16 protein-coding genes, 1 other RNA gene and 1 riboswitch are annotated in these 15,638 nt (G+C 64.2%); of the genes, 9 read left to right on the forward strand and 8 right to left on the reverse strand.

Annotated features, from left to right (window positions below):
* Nucleotides 1-90: 90 nt before the first annotated feature.
* The 4 genes from cobU to PPGU16_RS12235 are packed head-to-tail and all read left to right on the forward strand — an operon-like array spanning nt 91 to nt 3,499.
* Nucleotides 91-639, forward strand: a complete 549-nt coding sequence (gene cobU, locus PPGU16_RS12220) for a bifunctional adenosylcobinamide kinase/adenosylcobinamide-phosphate guanylyltransferase (RefSeq protein ID WP_180720213.1) — start codon at nt 91-93, stop codon at nt 637-639.
* Nucleotides 636-1,577 (forward strand): adenosylcobinamide-phosphate synthase CbiB, encoded by a 942-nt coding sequence (cbiB, locus tag PPGU16_RS12225; protein WP_180720214.1) that lies wholly within the window; start codon nt 636-638, stop codon nt 1,575-1,577. The genes cobU and cbiB overlap by 4 nt, the downstream gene beginning before the upstream one ends.
* Before the next feature lie 3 nt (nt 1,578-1,580).
* On the forward strand, nt 1,581-2,582 hold the full coding sequence (gene cobD, locus PPGU16_RS12230; protein WP_180720215.1) for a threonine-phosphate decarboxylase CobD: 1,002 nt from the start codon (nt 1,581-1,583) through the stop codon (nt 2,580-2,582).
* Nucleotides 2,583-2,587: 5 nt separating this feature from the next.
* The gene (locus PPGU16_RS12235) at nt 2,588-3,499 is read left to right on the forward strand and encodes a cobalamin-binding protein (RefSeq protein ID WP_180720216.1); all 912 of its coding nucleotides are present in this window, start codon (nt 2,588-2,590) and stop codon (nt 3,497-3,499) included.
* Between the two features lie 6 nt (nt 3,500-3,505).
* On the opposite strand, the gene cobC is transcribed toward PPGU16_RS12235, so the two are convergent.
* The 6 genes from cobC to PPGU16_RS12265 form a co-directional block, all read right to left on the reverse strand.
* The gene (gene cobC, locus PPGU16_RS12240; protein ID WP_180720217.1) at nt 3,506-4,096 is read right to left on the reverse strand and encodes an alpha-ribazole phosphatase; all 591 of its coding nucleotides are present in this window, start codon (nt 4,094-4,096) and stop codon (nt 3,506-3,508) included.
* Nucleotides 4,081-4,830 carry an adenosylcobinamide-GDP ribazoletransferase gene (locus PPGU16_RS12245; RefSeq protein WP_180720218.1) on the reverse strand — a complete coding sequence of 250 codons (750 nt, stop codon included), beginning with the start codon at nt 4,828-4,830 and terminating at the stop codon, nt 4,081-4,083. The genes cobC and PPGU16_RS12245 overlap by 16 nt, the downstream gene beginning before the upstream one ends.
* A gap of 72 nt (nt 4,831-4,902) precedes the next feature.
* On the reverse strand, nt 4,903-5,955 hold the full coding sequence (cobT, locus tag PPGU16_RS12250; protein WP_180720219.1) for a nicotinate-nucleotide--dimethylbenzimidazole phosphoribosyltransferase: 1,053 nt from the start codon (nt 5,953-5,955) through the stop codon (nt 4,903-4,905).
* 37 nt (nt 5,956-5,992) lie between these two features.
* Nucleotides 5,993-6,814, reverse strand: a complete 822-nt coding sequence (locus PPGU16_RS12255; RefSeq protein WP_180720220.1) for an ABC transporter ATP-binding protein — start codon at nt 6,812-6,814, stop codon at nt 5,993-5,995.
* Nucleotides 6,811-7,860, reverse strand: a complete 1,050-nt coding sequence (locus PPGU16_RS12260; protein WP_180720221.1) for a FecCD family ABC transporter permease — start codon at nt 7,858-7,860, stop codon at nt 6,811-6,813. Before PPGU16_RS12260 ends, PPGU16_RS12255 begins: the two co-directional genes overlap by 4 nt.
* Nucleotides 7,861-7,866: 6 nt before the next feature.
* Complete coding sequence (locus PPGU16_RS12265; protein ID WP_243460541.1) at nt 7,867-9,849, reverse strand: TonB-dependent receptor domain-containing protein; 1,983 nt, start codon at nt 9,847-9,849, stop codon at nt 7,867-7,869.
* Nucleotides 9,850-9,913: 64 nt separating this feature from the next.
* Nucleotides 9,914-10,177, reverse strand: a riboswitch (cobalamin riboswitch).
* A 218-nt stretch (nt 10,178-10,395) separates the two neighbouring features.
* On the opposite strand from PPGU16_RS12265, the gene PPGU16_RS12270 reads away from it, so the two are divergent.
* The 5 genes from PPGU16_RS12270 to PPGU16_RS12290 all read left to right on the forward strand — a co-directional run bounded on the left by PPGU16_RS12270 (nt 10,396) and on the right by PPGU16_RS12290 (nt 12,856).
* The gene (locus PPGU16_RS12270) at nt 10,396-10,758 is read left to right on the forward strand and encodes a hypothetical protein (RefSeq protein WP_036003395.1); all 363 of its coding nucleotides are present in this window, start codon (nt 10,396-10,398) and stop codon (nt 10,756-10,758) included.
* Complete coding sequence (locus PPGU16_RS12275) at nt 10,755-11,072, forward strand: cell division protein ZapA (protein ID WP_180720222.1); 318 nt, start codon at nt 10,755-10,757, stop codon at nt 11,070-11,072. The genes PPGU16_RS12270 and PPGU16_RS12275 overlap by 4 nt, the downstream gene beginning before the upstream one ends.
* Before the next feature lie 64 nt (nt 11,073-11,136).
* A non-coding RNA gene (gene ssrS / locus PPGU16_RS12280) (6S RNA) lies at nt 11,137-11,318 on the forward strand.
* 141 nt (nt 11,319-11,459) lie between these two features.
* A complete protein-coding gene (locus tag PPGU16_RS12285) occupies nt 11,460-11,930 on the forward strand; it encodes an EVE domain-containing protein (RefSeq protein WP_180720223.1) in 471 nt (156 codons plus the stop codon).
* A 188-nt stretch (nt 11,931-12,118) separates the two neighbouring features.
* Complete coding sequence (locus tag PPGU16_RS12290; protein WP_180720224.1) at nt 12,119-12,856, forward strand: SIMPL domain-containing protein; 738 nt, start codon at nt 12,119-12,121, stop codon at nt 12,854-12,856.
* A gap of 776 nt (nt 12,857-13,632) precedes the next feature.
* Here PPGU16_RS12290 and lgt read toward each other — a convergent pair.
* Nucleotides 13,633-14,538 (reverse strand): prolipoprotein diacylglyceryl transferase, encoded by a 906-nt coding sequence (gene lgt, locus PPGU16_RS12295; RefSeq protein ID WP_180720225.1) that lies wholly within the window; start codon nt 14,536-14,538, stop codon nt 13,633-13,635.
* Between the two features lie 77 nt (nt 14,539-14,615).
* The gene (locus PPGU16_RS12300; protein WP_180720226.1) at nt 14,616-15,590 is read right to left on the reverse strand and encodes a LysR family transcriptional regulator; all 975 of its coding nucleotides are present in this window, start codon (nt 15,588-15,590) and stop codon (nt 14,616-14,618) included.
* Nucleotides 15,591-15,638 lie beyond the last annotated feature (48 nt).

A 15,638-nucleotide genomic window follows, 5' to 3' on the forward strand; every position in this document is an offset into this window, starting at 1 on the left:
GCGCGAACAGGGTGACAGAGGAAGCCCGCATTATCCCATCGCACTGAAGCCCACGCGCTTCAACGATGGCACTGTCGGTACAATCACGCGATGATTTCCCGCGACCTCACCTTCGTCCTCGGCGGCGCACGCTCAGGCAAGAGCCTGCACGCCGAACAACTCGCGAGCGCGAGCGCAATGCCCGTGACCTATGTCGCGACCGCGCGCATCGGCGACGACGAATTCGCTGCGCGCGTCGCGCGTCATCGCGAACGTCGGCCCACGCAGTGGGCCTTGCTCGAGGCGCCGCTCGATCTGCCGCAAGCGATCGCGTCGATCGATCGGCCCGAGCACTGTGTGCTGATCGACTGCCTGACCTTGTGGCTCGCGAACCTGCTCTGCCCTGCCGACGGCTCGCCGCCGCTGGCCGATTATCTCGACCGATTCGCCGCGCTCGAAACGACGCTTGCACAAGCACGGGCGAAGATCATTGTCGTCAGCAACGAGATCGGCCTTGGCGTCGTGCCGCTCGGTGCGGCGACGCGTCTTTACGTCGACGAGCTTGGCCGCCTGAACCAGCGCATTGCCGCGATCAGCACGCAAGCAACGATGATGGTCGCGGGCCTGCCGCTGCAACTGAAACCCGCGAGCCGCGCATGATGCTGCTGTCCTTGCCGCTTGTCGCGACACTCGCCACGGCCGCCGTCGCCGTCGACAAATGGCTCGGCGAACCGCGCCGCGCGCATCCGCTGGTCGGCTTCGGCAAGCTCGCGGCCAGACTCGAAGCCGCGCTGAATACGGGGCGGCGCGGCCGGTTGTTCGGCATTCTCGCGTGGCTGCTCGCGGTCGCGCCGCCCGTACTGATCGCCACGTGGCTCGTGCTGACGCTGCCGTTGATCTGGTCATGCGCGCTGCACGTCGCGCTGCTTTACTTCGCGCTCGGCGCGCGCAGTTTGCACGATCACATCGAGCCAATCGGCCGCGCGCTCGCGAAACGCGATCTCGCGCAGGCGCGCGTGTTGACGGCGCGCATCGTGTCGCGCGAAACATCGCATGCGGACGAAAGCGCGCTGTCGCGTGCCGCCGTCGAGTCCGCCCTGGAAAACGGCAACGATGCGATCTTCGGCGCGCTGTTCTGGTTTGCGATTCTCGGCGGTCCGGGCGCGCTCGCGTTTCGTCTCGCGAATACGCTCGATGCGATGTGGGGTTATCGCACGCCGCGCTACCTGCGCTTCGGCTGGGCGGCTGCGCGCTTCGACGATGTGCTCAACTACGTGCCCGCGCGCCTGACGGCGCTCAGCTATGCGTTGCTCGGCGACACGCGCACCGCATTGCAATGCTGGCGCGAACAGGCGCCGCGCTGGGACAGTCCGAACGCGGGACCCGTGATGGCATCCGGCGCGGGCAGTCTCAATGTGCTGCTCGGCGGCGCGGCCGTCTATCACGGCGTGATAGAACAGCGTCCGACGCTCGGCGCGGGTCACACGGCGAGCGCGCGGCATGTCGACGCGGCGCTGATACTGGTCGAGCGCAGCGTGATCCTGTGGCTCGCCATGTTCATCGCGCTCGCGCTGTTGAGCGTGCCGTTTCAGAGCTAGACGATGACGCAAACCATTCAGCACGGCGGCAATCTGCATGAAGCGGCGCGCCGCTATGCAATTCCTTACGACGCGTGGCTCGATCTGTCGACGGGCATCAATCCGCACGGCTATCCGGTGCCGCCCGTTCCCGCCGATGCGTGGCGGCGTCTGCCCGACAACGGCGACGGCTTCACCGAACGCGCGGCGCGCTACTACGGCGCACCGGACGCATCGCATGTGCTGCCTGTCGCGGGCAGTCAGGCGGCGATCCGCGCGCTGCCTCGTCTGCTGCGACACGGCACGGTCGGCATTGCGCCGCTGACGTATGGCGAATACGCGCCTGCGTTTGCACGCGCGGGACATCGCGTGACGACGCTCGACGTCACACGTTCGGCCTTGCCCGACGACATCACGCATGCCGTCGTCGTCAATCCGAACAATCCGACGGCCGAACATCTACGCGCCGCAACGCTGCTGCAATGGCATGAAACGCTGAGCGAACGCGGTGGCACGCTGATCATCGACGAAGCGTTCGCCGATGCGATGCCGGCCGGGTCGCTTGCTGCGCAGACGCATCGCGAAGCACTCGTCGTGCTGCGCTCGCCAGGCAAGTTCTTTGGTCTCGCGGGCGTGCGCGCGGGCTTCGTGCTGGCGTGCCCTTCACTGCTCGGATCGCTCGATGAAACGTTGGGCGCATGGACCGTCAGCGGCCCCGCGCGACACGCCGTCAGCGCCGCATTCGCCGATACGGCGTGGCAGCAGAACATGCGCGCGCAGCTTGCAGACGAAAGCGCGCGTCTCGTTGCACTGCTGTCGGCGCGCGGCTTCGTCGTGCATTCGACACCGCTCTTCGCGTGGATCGCCGATGCGCGCGCCGCGCAACTGCACGATGCGCTCGCGAGGCATGGCATCTGGACACGCTTCTTCGCCGAGCCGGCGAGCGTGCGCTTCGGCCTGCCTGCAACGGAAAGCGAGTGGGCCCGCTTTGAAACCTGCCTGCAGCAGGCGATGACGGCGCTATAAGAACGATGCGACTTTCCCGATCTCTTCGCGCACTGGCCGCAACCGGCGCGCTCGCCATTACGGCACACACGCACGCGGCCATCACCGTCGTCGACGACACGGGCGCGACCGTGACACTCGCGCAACCCGCGCAACGCGTGATCAGCCTCGCGCCGCACGTGACGGAAATGATTTACGCGGCGGGCGGCGGCGCGAAGCTCATCGGCGCGGTCGCCTACAGCGACTATCCGCCGGAAGCGAAACAGGTACCGCGTGTCGGCGACAACAAGTCACTCGACCTCGAACGCATCGTCGCGCTGAAGCCGGATCTGATCGTCGTATGGCGGCATGGCAATGCGCAGCGGCAAACCGATCGCCTGCGCGAACTGCACATTCCGCTTTACTTCAGCGAGCCGTATCGTCTCGACGATATCGCTGTATCACTAACGAAGCTCGGCACGCTGCTCGGCACCTCGTCATCCGCCGACGCAGCGGCACGTAACTATCGCGGCGAGATCGCACGGCTGCGCACGCGCTATTCGACGCAGCCGGCCGTCAGCGTGTTCTATCAGGTATGGGACGAGCCGTTGATGACGCTCAACGGCGAGCACATGATCAGCGATGTGATCGCGCTATGCGGTGGTCGCAACGTGTTCGCGAAGCTCGAACCGCTGGTGCCGACGGTATCGACGGAAGCGGTGCTGGCCGCCAATCCGGAAGCGATCGTCACGGCCGCGCCGGGCGCGACGCAACCCGACCGCCCGCTGCCGTCGCTCGACAAATGGAAAGCGTGGCCCGCCATGACGGCGGTGGCGCGCAACAACCTGTTTGCCATTGACGGCGATCTGATCAATCGCCCCGCACCGCGTCTCGCGCAAGGCGCGGCGCAACTATGCGACGACCTCGATATCGCGCGCTCGCGCCGCGCGGGTCACTGAGCAAGGTCACGCGTTCCAGCGCACGATCGACCATTGCTGGTTCGTATCGTCGCGGCGCAACCAGACGCAACCCGACATATCGATCGACCATGTCAGGCAGCGCTCGATGGGCAACCCGAGCACGGTCGCCGCAATCACGCGCATCACGCCCGCATGCGTGACGACGTAAGCGGGCGTCAATTCGCGCGTCTGCTGGAACACGTCGAACCATGCGCGCACGCGGCCCACGAACTGCTCGACACTTTCGCCGCCATGCGCGCGGGCGCCTTCGAAATCCTGGGCCCACGCATCGAGCAACGCGCGATCGATATCGTCCCAGCGCTGCAGTTCCCACGTGCCGAAGTCCATTTCCTTCAGACTGTCGTCGATGCTATAGGCGCAACCGAAGTTAGCGGCGAGCGCAGTCGCGACCGTCGCGCAGCGAGTGAGCGGACTCGACAGCAGCACGCGTGGCGCGGGCACCTGCAAGGTCGCGAGACGCACGGCGACGGCCGCCGCCGACGCCTCCGGCGCATCGGCGAGCGCGACGTCGCTCTGGCCGTAGCACACGCCCTCTTCTACGGAAACAGCCGGATGGCGGATCAGAACGATATCCATGCGAGTCCCACCAGGTAGATGGCCAGTTCGAAGATCTGTTGCGCAAAGCCAAGGCAATCGCCCGTATATCCGCCGATGCGTCTGACGAAATAGCGGCCCAGCATGAAGCGCAACACGATGAGCACGAGCAGCGCGACACAACCGGCACGCCACTGCGGCCAGAAGAGCCACGGCATACCTAGAACGATAGCGCAGCCAAAAGCATTGCGTGACATGCGCTGTGCAACCGGCTTGGCCTTGCCTTCCGCGCGCACGTAGTCGAGCGTCACGAGATAGCTGATCGCGCAGGCGCGGCTCGCCGCATGCGCCGCAATCATCAGCCAAGCCGCGTAGAGCGGCGGCAAGGCGGCGAGCGTTTGCCACTTCAATGCCAGCGCGACCATCAGCGCAATCGCACCGAATGCGCCGATGCGCGAGTCATGCATGATGCGCAGCGTATCGTCGCGGGTATAGGCGCCGCCGAACGCATCGACGCAATCGGCCAGCCCGTCTTCATGGAATGCACCTGTGATGAGCAGCGTCGTTGCCATCGACAGCAACACCGCGACGCCCGGCGGAAAGATGCGCAACGCAGCCATGTATACGATTGCGCCCGCTGCGCCGACCAGCGCGCCGATCAATGGAAAGTAGCGCGCCGCCGCGTTCAGATAATGCGGTTCGTAGCCGACCCAGCGCGGCACGGGCACGCGCGTGAAGTAGCCGAGCGCGGTGAAGAAATAACGCAGCTCATTCATAGCTGATTCGACGCATTTTTCTCACCACGGTTCTTTCGCCTAGCACGCATGAATTGATGCACGCGTCGCGCATCATGCATCGCGTTGCGCGACGCCAGCCGATTCGAAGCTGGCCATCTCGTTGACGAAAGCAACGGCTGCGCGCAGCAAAGGCATAGCAAGCGCCGCGCCCGTTCCCTCGCCGAGACGCAGATCGAGTGCGAGCAGCGGCACCGCGCCGAAGTGATCGAGCATGCGCCGGTGCCCCGCTTCGTTCGATGCATGCGCGAACACGCAGTATTCGCGCACGGCAGGCGCGAACGCGTCGGCCACCAGCAGCGCGGACGTCGCGATGAAGCCGTCGACGACGATCGTCATGCGTGCCTCTGCCGCTGCGAGATACGCGCCCGCCATCATCGCGATCTCGAAGCCGCCGAAGGTTGCGAGCACATCGAGCGGATCGTCCGATGCCGGGTGATACGCGAGCGCCGCAGCCAGCACGTTGCGCTTCTTCACGAGGCCGGCATTGTCGAGACCCGTGCCGCGCCCGACGCAATCGTCGACAGGCACGCCGCACAGCCGGCTCATCAAACAAGCCGACGACGACGTGTTCGCAATGCCCATCTCACCAAAGCCGATCACGTTGGTGCCGAGCGCCGCGTGATGACGAACCCGGTCCGCGCCCGCGCGCATTGCCGCAAGTGCTTCGTCGCGCGTCATCGCAGGCTCTTGCGCGAAGTTGCGCGTACCGCGGCCAATGGGGATATCGACGAGCTTCTTGTGCGGCGCGAACTCGTGCGCGACGCCTGCATTCACCACTTCGAGTTCGAGTCCCGCGACGCGGCTGAACGCGTTGATCGCGGCGCCGCCCGCGAGAAAGTTGAGCACCATCTGCGCCGTCACCGCTTGCGGATACGGACTCACGCCTGCGTTCGCGATGCCGTGATCGGCCGCGAAGACGATCATTGCGGGACGCGTGATGGCAGGCCGTGTGCTGCGCTGGATCATGCCCATCTGGCGTGCGAGCGCTTCGAGCTGGCCGAGGCTGCCGGGCGGCTTGGTCTTCAGGTCGATGATGCGTTGCAGCTCGGCGCGCAAGGTCTGTTCGAGCGGCTCGACGATGGGCAGGGAAGGCGTAGTGGTCATGTTCGTGTTTGCTTGAAGAGTTCGGTTCAATGCGTGTTCAGTTGCGAGACGTTGCGCGCAGCGCAGGAATCAACGCTTCATCGCCGCCGTCGCGGATCAGTACGAGCGGATAGCCGAACGCGCGGCTGGCCAGCTCGGGCGTCAGCACGTCGCGCGAGGGTCCCGCATGGGCGACGCCGTTGCCTTCGAGCAGCAGCGCGTGCGTCGCGAAACGCCGCGCGAGATTCAGATCGTGGCACGAGAACATCACTGTACGCCCGGCGCCGCGCGCCCATCCACTCAACGCTTCGAGGCAATCGATCTGATGATGCAGATCCAGATGCGCGAGCGGCTCGTCGAGCAGCAACAGCGGCGTGTCCTGGCACAGCACGGCCGCGAGCGCGACGCGCTGCCGCTCGCCGCCCGATAGCGACAGCACGTCGCGCGCAGCGAAATCCGCCAGACCGAGCGCGTCGAGTGCTGCATGCGCGGCCGCGCGATCTTCTTCGCGCTCCCAGCCCCAGCCGGCCAGATGCGGGAAGCGGTTCAGCAGCACGATGTCGAGTACGCTCGCGCTGAATGCATCGTGCGAGGTTTGCGGCATCAATGCACGGCGCTGCGCGAGGCGCGCGAGCGGCCATGCGTTCACATGCATGCCGTCAAGTTCAATGTGGCCTTTCGCTGGACGCATGAGACCGGCGAGCGTCGAGATGAGCGTGGTCTTGCCCGCGCCGTTCGGCCCGGCAATGCACCAGACTTCGCCCGGATAGAACGTGTGCGTGAAGTCATCGAGCAAGGTGCGCGAGCCGGCGCGCAAGGTCAGTTGATCCGCGTGCAGCGTGGCAGCAGCGCTTTTGTGCGCGCTTGTGCGTGCGTTCATGCGCGCCTCCGCCTGAGCAGCATCCACAGGAATACGGGCACGCCGATCAACGCGGTAATCACGCCGACAGGCAACTGCGCTGGCGCGATCACCGTACGCGCGATCAGATCGGCGCCCATCACGGCAACCCCGCCACCGAGCGCCGCTGCCGGCAGCAGCATCCGCTGATCGTTGCCGAATGCGAGACGCAGCATGTGCGGCACGACGAGCCCGACGAAGCCGATCGTGCCGCCCGTCGTCACGGCAGCAGCAGCGGCAAGCGACGCGACCAGGTAGACGCGCAACCGCGCGCGCATCACCGGCACGCCGAGCGCTTGCGCCGCGGCATCGCCGCGCAACAGCACGTTGAGTTGCGGCGCGATGGGGACGATTGCGAGCACGGCGATGCACAACGCAGCGAGCGCGAGCCACGGCGTGCCGCCGCCGTTCAGATCGCCTGTCAGCCAGAACAGCATGCCGCGCAGGCGGCTGTCGGGCGCGATCGTCAATAACAGTGTGATGACGGCGCCCCACCCCGCTGCGATCACCGCGCCCGTCAGCAGCAGACGCGGCGAGGCGTCCTGCGGCTCGCCGCGCCACAGCGCGCCGCGTGCGAGACCGAGCACCAGCAGAATCGACACGAATGCGCCGGCGAACGCCGATGCATCGACGATCCACCACGCGCAGCCCGCGATCATCGCGACCAGCGCAAAGCTCGCCGCACCGCCCGACACGCCGAGCACATACGGTTCGGCAAGCGGATTGCGCAACAGCACCTGAAGCAACGCGCCAGCGAGCGCTAGCAACGCCCCGCAACCGAAGCCGGCGAGCGCGCGCGGCAGGCGCAGTGTGCGCACGATCTGCACGGCGAGATCGGACGATGCGTCAGCCGACGGCAGCAATGCGTCGAATACGCGCGTCGGCGCGACGCTCACGCTCCCGAGCGCAAGCGACGCCACGAAGACCGCGAGCGCCGCGACGGCGAGCGCCGTCCAGATGGCGAGCGCGCGCTTCGCGCTCATGCCTCGCGCGATGTGGATCGGCTGACGTTGCACGAGGCCGTTCATCGCGCGTTATTGCTGCTGCCAGCCGACGGTGATGTAGGCGCCACGCCTTGGCGTGTTATACGTGTAGGCGAGTTCATAGTCCTTGTCGAAGAGATTCTGGATTTGCGCGGCCACGTACCACGCCTTCGTGACGTTGTAGCGCGCCGACAGGTTCACGATGCCATAACCGCCAAGCGCCGTGCCGCTGTCGTCACGCTCGCCGCTCACGAGCCATTCGCCGCCCACCCGCCAGTTGCCGATATTACGGTTCGCCGCGAACGAAGCGAAATGCCGCGCGCGACGATTCAGATCGGTATGCGTGTCTTCATCGACGGGATTCTGGAACGTCACGGCCGCGCGCACGTCGGTCTTGCCGACATGGCCCTGCCACGATCCTTCGATGCCCTGCACTTTCGCATGCCCCACGTTCTCCGCCACGAAGATCCCAGGCGTGGTCTGCACATAGTCGATCAGGTTCGTGTAGCGCGTCTGGAATGCCGTGAGCTTCATCAGGCCGAGCGCATCGGACGCGTACTGCAACGCGGCTTCGACGGAATGGCTGTGCTCCGGCTGGATCAGCGGATTGCCGCTATACGGGTAGTACAGATCGTTGAAGCTCGGCGCGCGAAACGCATCGGACCAGCTTGCAGTCACCTTCCAGTGCTCGTTGAAGTCGTAGCCATAGCCCAGATAGTAACTGTTGGCTCCGCCGAAATCCGAGTACTGGTCGCGTCGCAGGTTCGCCTGGATCTGGCTGTTGCCGAAGCGCCCCGTATAGCCCGCAAACACCGAGTTCACGTGACGATCGGGCGCGCTGTACTGGTTCGAGTCGAGCGTCTGGTCGAGATGCTCGTAGCCCAGTTGCAGCTTTTGATCGCGCGCAAACGTGAAATCGTTTTGCCACGTGTACTGCCGGTTGTCCGAATCGTAGCGATACAGATAGTCGCCATTGAGCGACGTGTTGCTGCGATCGTTACCCGTCGCGACGACGAAGCGTGTCGTCCACCCGTCGGTGAGCTTGCCGTTCGCGAACGCCGAGGCTGTCTGCACCTTGCTGTGCAGGTTGTTGAGATCGGTGGGCAGGCCGAAGGGATTGTCGAAGCTGTCGTTGCCGTTCGACTGGAAGTAGCGCAGACCGATGTCCCACTGGTCGTTGAGCTTGTGACGCAGCGACGCGCTCACGCTCTCGTTGAAGTAGCCGTTGGCGTTCGGATTGACGGGCGCGAGCGCCGGGTCGATCGACGAGAAACCGTCCGTCTTCGCACGCGCGAGCGTGACGCTGAAGGTCGTGCGGCCGTCCTTGTCGAGCGCGCCGTCGACGCCCGCCGCCTGGCGCTGCGTGTGATAGCTGCCGTACTCGACGTCGAAGTGAAAACGCGGCGGATGGTTGCCGCCATCCTTCGTGAACACCTGCACCACGCCGCCGATCGCACCCGATCCATACAGCGCCGACACGTTGCCGTTGACCACTTCGACGTGATCGATCTGATCGAGCGGAATCTGCTCGAGTTGCGCGTTGCCCTGGCTCACCGAATCGACGCGCACGCCGTCGATCAGCACGAGCGATTGCGTCGCCGACGCGCCGCGCAAAAACAGACTCGAGGTCGCGCCCGGCCCGCCGTTGCGCACGACCTGCGCGCCGGGCGCGAACTGCAGCAGCCCCGGCAAGTCGCGCGCGCTGTTGTCCGCGATGTCCTGCGCGTCGAACAGCGTGGTCTGCGGAATCGCGTCGGCGAGTCGCTGCGCGCGGCGGTCCGCCGTGACGACGATGGGCGACAAAGTCGTGGGGATTGTCTTTGACGAAGTATCGGTCGGGCCATTGTCCGATCGATCCGTGGATGTGGCGGATGGGTTCGCCTCGTCGGCTGGCTGCGCACTTGCAGCGAACGGGACTGCAGCGAAGGCGATGACGGCAAGCGCGGCAAGCGGCGCGCGCCTGACATGCGGACACAGCAAACGCGGAAACACCGGACGCGAAAACGCCGGGTGGACAAACACGGAGGTGAGCATCGAAAGAGTCCTGTGGGCCTGTGCGCGGCCCGCTCCTCGTGGGCCGATGCCTGTACAAGGAGCGATACGCTCCTTGCCTCCGGCCGGTATCCGGGCTGACGACTGGCCGACCCGCCTTCCCACGCATCATGCGCAGTGGCGCTTCGCACGGCATCGGCTCTCATGGATGGCTCGACGCGTGCATGGGTCGACCTGCAGGAACTGCGGTCGTTGTACCGTTGCGAGGACAGCGCAGGTTGGCTCGTCCGGGCGGACTTCGCTCCCTGCTTCCCGTTTAACTGCGCGCGGCGCGATACCGCGCGCGGGCACCAGAGTGCCGCAAGTGTAGAAGTGGCGCACACACGCGTCAAGAACGCGAGGCATCGCATCGACTTCGATGACGGACTGTTAAAAAAGTCCCTGTTTTAAGGGTGAAAATGTGTGAATCGCGACGAGACACCTGGATAATGCGGCGTTAAAGCGCTACTGTTACGTCTCGAAACGAGACAAATGCCCGAGCGTGCGACATTCCGCGCTAGAATGCCATGTCTTTAGAGGACGCAGCACATGCTCACCGAACTCGAAACACTGTCACAGAACATCGGCCGGCTGATCGAGATCAGCCAGCGCTATAACGAAGCGCGCCTCGCACTCGAAGAACAGCTCGCACAAGCGCGCGCCGAATGCGAAGCCACCCGCGTAGAACTCGAACAGACTCGCGAAGAACGCGCCGCGTTGCAAGCGGAGCGCGATGCGCTGTCCGCGAAGATCGACGATGCCCAGGTACGTCTGAACGCCATCCTCGAGAAGTTGCCGCGCGCTCGCGGTCATGAGCCCGACAATCAACTCGATCTCCTCGCGCCCGAGCAGCAGGCGCAGGCCAATCACGACGCGAACAACGACGCGACCCGCCACGGAGAAAACGCATGACCACGAAGCAGATCGAAGTGTCGATCCTCGGCCAGCCCTATCGTCTCGCCTGCTCGCCGGAAACGGAAGCGGCGCTGCTCGAAGCGGTGGCGCGTGTCGACGCCGAGATGTCGAAGATCCGCGCCAACAGCAACGTGCGCGGTCAGGATCGTATCGCCGTGATGGCGGCATTGTCGCTGGCATCGGAACTGCTTAGGCTGCAAGCCAGCGTGCGACACGGAGAATCATTTCCCGCCGAAGAAATCCGGCGTACAATGCACCAGATGAATGAGCAGCTGGGCACTGTGATCCAACAGTACGGCAGCGTGCAGTAAAGAAAATTCTGGTGGGCTTGATTGGTTTGCGGTCGGGCCCATGTTGTAGAGCAAACGTTTTAAAGCTTCCCTGCCTGGTTCGCCAAGGTCATATATTCCTTGAACCAATGCTATGTGCACGGTTGCGGAAATTTGTAGCACGGGTGTGCGCGTCACTCTGTCTGATGTACCCGAAGTGCTGCTAACTGCGACCAATTCTGAACCTCAGGTTCAGGATGCCGGCCTAGCGGCTAAGGCGGGGACCTATACGAACGGCATCGGACTTTGTCCGATGCCGTTTTTCTTTGTGCGTGCGCTTTGCGGCCTGATGGCACGCGGCATGTTGCAAGACGTTTGAACCCGACTGTTCGACGAAGACTTCCTTCTATCTCACGTTCAATCCGACTCATGCGCTACTGGCTGATGAAGTCCGAACCGGACGAAGCGAGCATCGACGATCTCGCGAATGCCCCGCAACGCACGCTGCCCTGGACGGGCGTGCGCAATTACCAGGCGCGCAACTTCATGCGCGACATCATGAAGATCGGCGACGGCGTGTTGTTCTATCACTCCAGTTGCCCTGAGCCGGGCATTGCGGGCATCGCCGAAGTGTCGTCGACGCCCTACCCAGACCCGACCCAGTTCGATGCGAAGAGCCCGTACTACGACGAGAAGTCGTCGCAGGAAACGCCGCGCTGGACGCTCATCGATGTCGTGTTCAAGAAGAAGATCAAACTGATCCCGCTCGCCGCGTTGCGCGAGCATCCCGAGCTTGCCGACATGCGCGTGCTCGCGAAGGGCAACCGCCTGTCGATCACGCCCGTGACGGAGGCTGAATGGGCGTTCATCACGAAGCAGCTTGCGAAGCGTGCTGCGTGAGTACGCGAGTGCGTGCGTGATGAATACGCGAGTCCGCGTGACATTCGAGTATTCACTCGGGAACCAGACGACCCTTTCAGAAGCCTAACCGCCTCGCAAGCGTCATGCCACGCGCGCCGCGCCATTGCGCCTGGCGCCGTGGACCTCGACGCATGCACGCATAACCTGCTCAACGAAGGAGTCGAACAATGACCAAGAAATCTGCGCTCGTGTGGGCGCTCGCGGCCGGCGCATGCGCGGCGCCAGTTGCCCTCGCGCTCACGTCCGCCGCGGCCAATGCGCAAACCGTTGTGCAGCAGTATCAGCCGGCTGGTGTGCTGTCGCTGAACGCGCAGGCGAGTGCCGACGTGCCGCAAGACGTCGTCGATATCACGCTGTTCTATGAGCAGGAAGCGAGCGATCCGTCGTCGTTGACGGGCACGCTGAACCAGCATGCCGACCAGGCGCTGCAGAAGGCGAAGGGCGTGAGCGGTGTGACGGCGCGCACCGGTTCGTTCTCGATCTATCCGTCGACGGATCGCGACGGGCGTATTTCTGCATGGCGCGGCCGCACGGAGATCGTGCTGGAGTCGCACGACTTCGCGGCAGCATCGAAGCTCGCGGGACAGCTGTCTTCGATCATGCAGGTTGGGAATGTGCAGTTTTCACTGTCGCCGGAGGCTGAGCGCGCTGCCGGGCAGAAGCTGACGGGGCAGGCGATTGCATCGTTCAAGCAACAGGCTAGTTCGGCTGCGCAGGCTTTCGGGTATAGCGGCTATACCATTCGCGAAGTTAATGTCGGGCATAGTGGTGGCGTGCCGCCACGGCCTGTCATGATGATGAGCATGCGGTCGGATGTTAGTGCCAAGGCGGCGGCGCCTGTGCCGGTTGAAGGTGGCACGTCTACCGTGACGGTTAATGTTTCAGGGTCTGTGCAGATGAAGTGATTTTTTTGTCTGCGAGGCAGCGGGGGTTTTTTCGCCTTGGCGGCGTGGGCGTTTTTTGTGTTTTCGCCTTTGCGCTGGCGTCCACGTTTTGTTATTGGTTCGCATGCGTCGCCCCTGTGCGGGGCGGCACCTACTTTTCTTTGCCGCCGCAAAGAAAAGTAGGCAAAAGAAAGCGGCTCACACCGCCAATCCCTGTTCCTGCCTGAGGGCCCCCAAAGGTTCTTACACTTCACACGGCAGCCACGTGACTCATGCTCGTTGCCAGCGCTCTTGCGATGCGCCTCACCCGCTTCACCCTCCCGGGTTACAGCATGCCGCGCCACACAGTCCACCGCCGCCCAGGTGGCAAACTGTGTGTCGGCCCAAGTACTCCCCACGCCTCACTTCGGACCGATAGCACGCGCCCCACCCTGTAAGAGCCCCAGGCTATACGCCGCGACAACCTACACACAGTTTGCCACCTGGGCGGCAGCAACCATTCGCTGCCGCTGGTTCGTGTACGGGTGTGTGAAGTGGGTGAGGCGCACGTTCAGAGCGTTGGCAAAGCACGCAAACAAGGACGTTGCCGTGTGAAGTGTGGGGACGTTGGGGGCCCGTGGATAAACACACGTGCTGGCGGTGTGAGCCGCTTTCTTTTGCCTACTTTTCTTTGCGGCGGCAAAGAAAAGTAGGTGCCGCCCCGCACAGGGGCAACGCTTGCGAACCAGAAACAAAACGCGGATGCCAGCGACAACATAAGCAGACCACTCAAAGCGTCGCAGACAGAAAAAAACACCTCACCCTACATTAACAGCCCGCGCAGCCTCCCGCCCATTCCGCCGATACGCCCACACCAACATCAACACCCCGGCAATCACCATCGGCAACGACAGCCACTGTCCCATGGACAGCCCCAACGCGAGCAACCCAAGGAAATCATCCGGCTCACGCGCAAACTCGACAGTAAACCGAGCAAGCCCGTACCCAATGAGAAACACCGCAGAAGCAGCCCCAACAGGCCGCGGCTTACGCGTAAAAAACCACAACACAAGAAACAGCACCACACCCTCGAGTGCGATCTCATACAACTGCGAAGGATGCCGCGGCAGCATGTGATATTGCGCAAACACCTCACCGAGATGCCATTGCGCGGCCTGCGCCGGATGCGCCGCCAGCCAGCCGGCGTCCTCATTCGCGGCACCGGGAAACAGCATCGCCCAGGGCGCATCGGGCGACGTCACCCGCCCCCACAACTCGCCGTTGATAAAGTTACCAAGACGCCCAGCCGCCAACCCGGTCGGCACCATCGGCGCGACGAAATCGGTCACCTGCAGCCACGTGCGCTTGCGCTGCCACGCGAACAACACCATCGCGAGCGTCACGCCGAGAAAACCGCCATGGAACGACATGCCCCCTTCCCAGACCTTGAAGATGTCCAGAGGATGCGCGAAGTACCAGCTCGCCTTGTAAAACAGCACATAACCAAGACGCCCGCCGAGGATCGTGCCGAGCACGCCATAAAACAGCATGTCGTCGATGTCCTTCGGGGTCCAGCCTTGCGCGGCGACATGGGGCAAACGCAGCCGCAGCCGGCCCACGACGATCGCCATGACAAAGGCGACCAGGTACATCAGGCCGTACCAGCGGACGGCCAGCGGTCCCAGATGAATGGCGATGGGATCGAAATTCGGGTGAATGTGCATCGTATCGTTATAGGGGTTCGGTAATCTGGAAACTCAAGCGCATTGGACGCGCCGCGCCGCAAAGGGTTCGCAGCCGCTCAACCGGCAAGCACATCGGCATGCGCACGCACGATGTCGATGAAACCGGCCAGCACAGGGCTCACTTCCGCCGTGCGCCACACCAGCCCGGTGACGACGGCCGGCACGGCCTCACGCAACGGACGATACACGACGCCCGTGCGCCGCAGGTTACGCAATGATTGCGGCACCAGCGCGACACCCATGCCCGCGGACACCAGGCTCACGATCGTCTGCATCTGGATCGCTTCCTGGCCGATATGCGGCGTGAGACCGGCCGCGCCGTAGCAATCCATAATGATGTCATAAAAGCCTGGTGCCAGACGCCTTGGGAAAACGACCAGCGGCGCGTCGCCTGCTTGCGCGAGGCTCAACGGCTCGTCGCGCCATTCGGCCACGCCCGCCCCGCCCGGATCATCACCTTCCGCATTGCCTTCAACACGCGCCGCCATCTCCGTCGACATCGCGATCACCAGCGGCTCGCGCGCCAGCGGCAACCACGACAGCTGCGACGCATAACGCGGCGGCAGCGGCCCGATCACGAGCCCGGCATCGACACGCCCCGCGACCAGCTCGTCGATCTGCACGTCGCTGGTTGCTTCGAGCAGTTCGAGCCGCACACGCGGATGGCGCGCGCCGAACTCGCGCAGTAGCGGCGGCAACAGCCCGTAATCCGCCGTCGAGACGAACGCCAGCGAGAGCACCCCTGCCTCGCCGCGCGCAAGGCTCTGCGCCAGTGGCCGCAGCCCTTCGGCGGCCGCCAGCAGGCGCCGCACCTCGGGCAGCAGATCCGCGCCGACGGACGTCAGCTCGACGGAGCGCTTGGTGCGCGCGAACAGTTCGACGCCCAGCGTCTCTTCGAGCGCGCGGATCGCCTGCGACAGCGGCGGCTGCGTCATCGACAGCCGTGCCGCCGCGCGCCCGAAGTGCTTCTCTTCGGCGACGGTCACGAAATAGCGCAACTGGCGCAGATCAGGGACGGCAGGCAGGCTCATTGATACATTTTACGACCTAATCGGCGCTGAATAATATATTGGACATTC

The organism is Paraburkholderia largidicola (assembly GCF_013426895.1).
In the GTDB taxonomy this organism is placed as follows: Bacteria; Pseudomonadota; Gammaproteobacteria; order Burkholderiales; family Burkholderiaceae; genus Paraburkholderia; species Paraburkholderia largidicola.

Excerpts from the sequence above, each read along its gene's own strand:
- cobT (WP_180720219.1), bottom strand. The coding sequence starts at position 5,955 with ATGACCACTACGCCTTCCCTGCCCATCGTCGAGCCGCTCGAACAGACC.
- PPGU16_RS12245 (WP_180720218.1), bottom strand. The coding sequence starts at position 4,830 with ATGAATGAGCTGCGTTATTTCTTCACCGCGCTCGGCTACTTCACGCGC.
- PPGU16_RS12265 (WP_243460541.1), bottom strand. The coding sequence starts at position 9,849 with ATGCTCACCTCCGTGTTTGTCCACCCGGCGTTTTCGCGTCCGGTGTTT.
- PPGU16_RS12270 (WP_036003395.1), top strand. The coding sequence starts at position 10,396 with ATGCTCACCGAACTCGAAACACTGTCACAGAACATCGGCCGGCTGATC.
- PPGU16_RS12285 (WP_180720223.1), top strand. The coding sequence starts at position 11,460 with ATGCGCTACTGGCTGATGAAGTCCGAACCGGACGAAGCGAGCATCGAC.
- cobD (WP_180720215.1), top strand. The coding sequence starts at position 1,581 with ATGACGCAAACCATTCAGCACGGCGGCAATCTGCATGAAGCGGCGCGC.
- PPGU16_RS12260 (WP_180720221.1), bottom strand. The coding sequence starts at position 7,860 with ATGAACGGCCTCGTGCAACGTCAGCCGATCCACATCGCGCGAGGCATG.
- PPGU16_RS12300 (WP_180720226.1), bottom strand. The coding sequence starts at position 15,590 with ATGAGCCTGCCTGCCGTCCCTGATCTGCGCCAGTTGCGCTATTTCGTG.
- PPGU16_RS12275 (WP_180720222.1), top strand. The coding sequence starts at position 10,755 with ATGACCACGAAGCAGATCGAAGTGTCGATCCTCGGCCAGCCCTATCGT.
- cobU (WP_180720213.1), top strand. The coding sequence starts at position 91 with ATGATTTCCCGCGACCTCACCTTCGTCCTCGGCGGCGCACGCTCAGGC.
- lgt (WP_180720225.1), bottom strand. The coding sequence starts at position 14,538 with ATGCACATTCACCCGAATTTCGATCCCATCGCCATTCATCTGGGACCG.
- cobC (WP_180720217.1), bottom strand. The coding sequence starts at position 4,096 with ATGGATATCGTTCTGATCCGCCATCCGGCTGTTTCCGTAGAAGAGGGC.
- PPGU16_RS12290 (WP_180720224.1), top strand. The coding sequence starts at position 12,119 with ATGACCAAGAAATCTGCGCTCGTGTGGGCGCTCGCGGCCGGCGCATGC.
- PPGU16_RS12235 (WP_180720216.1), top strand. The coding sequence starts at position 2,588 with ATGCGACTTTCCCGATCTCTTCGCGCACTGGCCGCAACCGGCGCGCTC.
- PPGU16_RS12255 (WP_180720220.1), bottom strand. The coding sequence starts at position 6,814 with ATGAACGCACGCACAAGCGCGCACAAAAGCGCTGCTGCCACGCTGCAC.
- cbiB (WP_180720214.1), top strand. The coding sequence starts at position 636 with ATGATGCTGCTGTCCTTGCCGCTTGTCGCGACACTCGCCACGGCCGCC.